The following is a 3,411-nucleotide window of genomic DNA, read 5'->3' on the forward strand; positions in this document are numbered from 1 at the left end:
TTCCCTCCCAGCGGGCTGGCAAGGGTGATGGAAATGGGTGCGCGCGGCACCCGCCAGCATGATGCCCGGCCGGTCGTTGTCGGCAAACACCATGTGCCGCTCGATCGCGCCCGAGGCCAGCACCACGCGCTTGGCCCTGACCTGCCACAGCCGCTCGCGCGCCAGATCGTGGCCGGGAGCCTTCAGATGATCGCTGACACGCTCGACCAGCCCGATGAAATTCTGCGCGTAATAGCCGAACGCCGTCGTGCGCGGGAGCACGCGGACATTGTCCATCGCGGTGAGTTTCGCCACCGCAGCTTGCGCCCAGGCAAAACCGTCCTGGCCGTCGATTTTCGCGCCGCTCTCGAAACGCAGGCTGCCGCCGAACTCGGCCTGCTCGTCGGCGAGGATGACGCGCACGCCGGTCTCCGCCGCTGCCAATGCCGCCGCGATGCCCGCCGCACCGCCACCCAGCACCAGCACGTCGCAATGCGCGTAGCGCGACGAATAATGGTCGGGATCCGGCTGGTCCGGGGAAACGCCAAGTCCGGCCGCGGCGCGGATCTTGGGCTCGTACAGGCTCTTCCACGCCGCCTTCGGCCACATGAAGGTCTTGTAGTAGAAGCCGGCCGAAAACATCGGCGACGCGATGTCGTTGACAGCACCAACGTCGAAGGACAGCGACGGCCAGCGGTTCTGCGACTGCGCGTCGAGCCCGTCATAGAGCTCCTGCACCGTGGCCCGCACGTTCGGCGTCTTGCGTGCCGCGTCGCGTTTGATCTCGACCAGGGCGTTGGGCTCTTCCGCACCCGCCGAAAGGATGCCGCGCGGACGGTGGTACTTGAACGAGCGGCCGACGAGATGGACGCCATTGGCGAGCAGCGCCGAGGCCAGCGTATCGCCTTCGATGCCTGCGTAGGACTGGCCATCGAAGCTGAAGCGCGCGGTCTTCGCCTGTTTGAAGCGGCCGGCTCCTGGAATGCGGAACGCGCCGCTCATTTGCCAACTCCCGGCAGCTTGGAGGGTTTGGGCTCGCCCGCCTTGTAGGTGATGACGAACTTGTCGGTGACGGTGTCGCGTACGGCATTGAAGAAGCGCGCGCAGCCATGCATGTGCCGCCACCGCTCATAAATGATGCCCTTGGGGTTGGAGCGGATGAAGAAGAACTTTTCGAAATCGTCGTCGCTCTCGCCGGCCATATTGGCCGAGCGCGCAATATGCGCCTCGCCGGCGTTGCGAAACTCGAGTTCCGGACGCTCTTCCTCGCAATAGGGGCAGCGGATGAGAAGCATTTGGTTCGTTCCTACAATTCGCCGTGGCCGACGCGGGCGCCCGCCGGTTGATCGCAAAGCTTCTGTCCCAGGGTCGCGAACGGAGCGACGAGCCGGATGCGTTCTTCCACGCTTGCAGCGGGACGGAACAGATCGCGGGACGCCATGTTGCCGAGAGTGAGCTGCATCGGATCGGTGGTGACGATGACTTCACGCGGCTGGAATGTCTCGTCCTCGTCTAAATCGGAAGGCCTGTTTTCGAAGAAAACAACCACCCTCTGGCCACCGCTCCAGACGCAGGCCAGCGTGCCGTCGTCGACCGAAAACGGCCAAACGGTTTCGTTGCCGGTGCGGCTGATCGGCTGCGTGCGCACTTCGTCCGCCGACGGAAAATGGAACATCCCCCGTTCCCCCGCCAGCACTTGTTCCCCCGCCAGCATCAGCGGCATCGCGACAGCCATCTGCGCCATCATCAGTGCGCCACCGCCGCCGCTGCCGCCTCGTCGATGAGCCGGCCGGTGCGGAAGCGCTCGATGGTGAAGGGCGCGTTGATCGGATGCGGATCGTCTTTGGCGATGGTGTGGGCAAAGACATGGCCCGAGCCCGGCGTCGCCTTGAAGCCGCCCGTGCCCCAGCCGCAATTGACATAGAGGCCAGGCACCGGCGTCTTGGCCAGGATCGGCGAGCGGTCGGGCGTGACGTCGACGATGCCGCCCCACGAGCGCAGCATCTTCATGCGCGTGAAGATCGGGAACATCTCGCAGATGGCGTCGAGTGTATGCTGCAATATATGCAGGCCGCCGGTCTGCGAATAGGAGACATACTGGTCGGTGCCGGCGCCGATCACCAGCTCGCCCTTGTCGGACTGCGAGATATAGGCGTGCACCGTGTTCGACATCACCACGCAGGGCACCACCGGCTTGACCGGTTCCGACACCAGCGCCTGCAGCGGATAGCTTTCCAGCGGCATGCGCACGCCGGCCATGTTCATGATGACGGAGGAATGGCCGGCGGCAACGACGCCGACTTTCTTGGCGCCGATGAAGCCGCGCGTCGTGTCGACGCCCATGACCGCGCCATTGGCCGCCCGCTTGACGCCGGTGACCTCGCAATTCTGGATGATGTGGACGCCACGCGCCGAGGCGCCGCGCGCATAGCCCCAGGCCACCGCATCGTGGCGCGCCGTACCGCCTCGCCGCTGCAGCGCCGCACCGACGACCGGATAGCGCGCGTCCTTGGAGGTGTTGAGCGGCGGGCAGAATTCCTTCGCCTGCTCCGGCGTCAGCCATTCATTGTCGATGCCGTTCAGCCGGTTGGCGTGGACGTGGCGCTTCAGCACCTGCACGTCGTGCACATTGTGGGCGAGCATCATGACGCCGCGGGCCGAATACATGACGTTGTAGTTGAGCTCCTGGCTGAGCCCGTCCCACAGCTTCAGCGCATGGTCGTAGATGCCGGCGCTCTCGTCATAGAGATAGTTGGAACGGATGATGGTGGTGTTGCGGCCGGTGTTGCCGCCGCCGAGCCAGCCCTTTTCGAGCACAGCGACATTGGTGATGCCGTGCACCGTGGCGAGGTAATAGGCGGTGGCCAGGCCGTGGCCGCCGGCGCCGACGATGATGACGTCGTATTCCTTCTTCGGCTCAGGCGAGGACCATTGTTCCTCCCAGCCCTTGTGGCCGCGCATGGCCTCGCGGGCGATGGCGAATACCGAATATTTCTTCAACGTCCCAGCCTCTCGCCAAAAGGTCTCGCGAATAGCGGCCGGGCATTCATTCGGTCCCGGCGCGCGAGGTGTATCACTAGCGAAACAGCGCTTCCACCCTTGCGCTGTTTGCGACGGCGCTTGCCGTTTTGCGCCGTGGTGAAAAAGACGCATCCGGCACGTCGGCGCTTTCCAGCATCTTCGCACGTATCGGGTGGCTCGCTTTGCCTCGATCTGCGACCAAGCATCCCAACTGCCGCTTAAGCCGGCGCGAAGAAAGGATGCAAAAATGTTCGCACTCGCAAACAAGGTCGCCATCGTCACCGGCGCCAGTTCCGGCATCGGCCGCGCCACGGCAAAACTCTTTGCCGAGGAAGGCGCCAAGGTCATCGTCGCCGCCCGCCGCCAGGCCGAGCTCGATGCGCTTGTCGCCGAAATCGCGGACGCCGACGG

The 3,411-nt window shown here is 64.8% G+C and carries 5 protein-coding genes; 1 reads left to right on the forward strand and 4 read right to left on the reverse strand.

Annotation, left to right across the window (positions count from 1 at the left end):
* The 4 genes from EN943_RS36150 to EN943_RS36165 all read right to left on the reverse strand — a co-directional run.
* Nucleotides 1-981 (reverse strand): 2Fe-2S iron-sulfur cluster-binding protein (locus tag EN943_RS36150; RefSeq protein WP_127416518.1); only part of this gene is annotated, 981 nt, incomplete at its 3' end.
* Nucleotides 978-1,274, reverse strand: a complete 297-nt coding sequence (locus EN943_RS36155) for a sarcosine oxidase subunit delta (RefSeq protein ID WP_127416519.1) — start codon at nt 1,272-1,274, stop codon at nt 978-980. The genes EN943_RS36150 and EN943_RS36155, both read right to left, overlap by 4 nt.
* 11 nt (nt 1,275-1,285) lie before the next feature.
* Entirely contained in the window at nt 1,286-1,726 is a 441-nt protein-coding gene (locus EN943_RS36160; protein WP_127416520.1) for a hypothetical protein, read from the reverse strand.
* Entirely contained in the window at nt 1,726-2,979 is a 1,254-nt protein-coding gene (locus EN943_RS36165) for a sarcosine oxidase subunit beta (RefSeq protein WP_127416521.1), read from the reverse strand. Before EN943_RS36165 ends, EN943_RS36160 begins: the two co-directional genes overlap by 1 nt.
* 268 nt (nt 2,980-3,247) lie before the next feature.
* Between EN943_RS36165 and EN943_RS36170 the strand changes: the two genes are divergently transcribed.
* Nucleotides 3,248-3,411 (forward strand): SDR family NAD(P)-dependent oxidoreductase (locus tag EN943_RS36170; RefSeq protein ID WP_127416522.1); only part of this gene is annotated, 164 nt, incomplete at its 3' end.

It is taken from the genome of Mesorhizobium sp. M7A.F.Ca.US.006.01.1.1, from assembly GCF_003997935.1.
Lineage (GTDB): Bacteria > Pseudomonadota > Alphaproteobacteria > Rhizobiales > Rhizobiaceae > Mesorhizobium.

Coding starts and splice junctions, on each gene's coding strand:
- EN943_RS36160 (WP_127416520.1), bottom strand. CDS start 1,726: ATGATGGCGCAGATGGCTGTCGCGATGCCGCTGATGCTGGCGGGGGAA.
- EN943_RS36155 (WP_127416519.1), bottom strand. CDS start 1,274: ATGCTTCTCATCCGCTGCCCCTATTGCGAGGAAGAGCGTCCGGAACTC.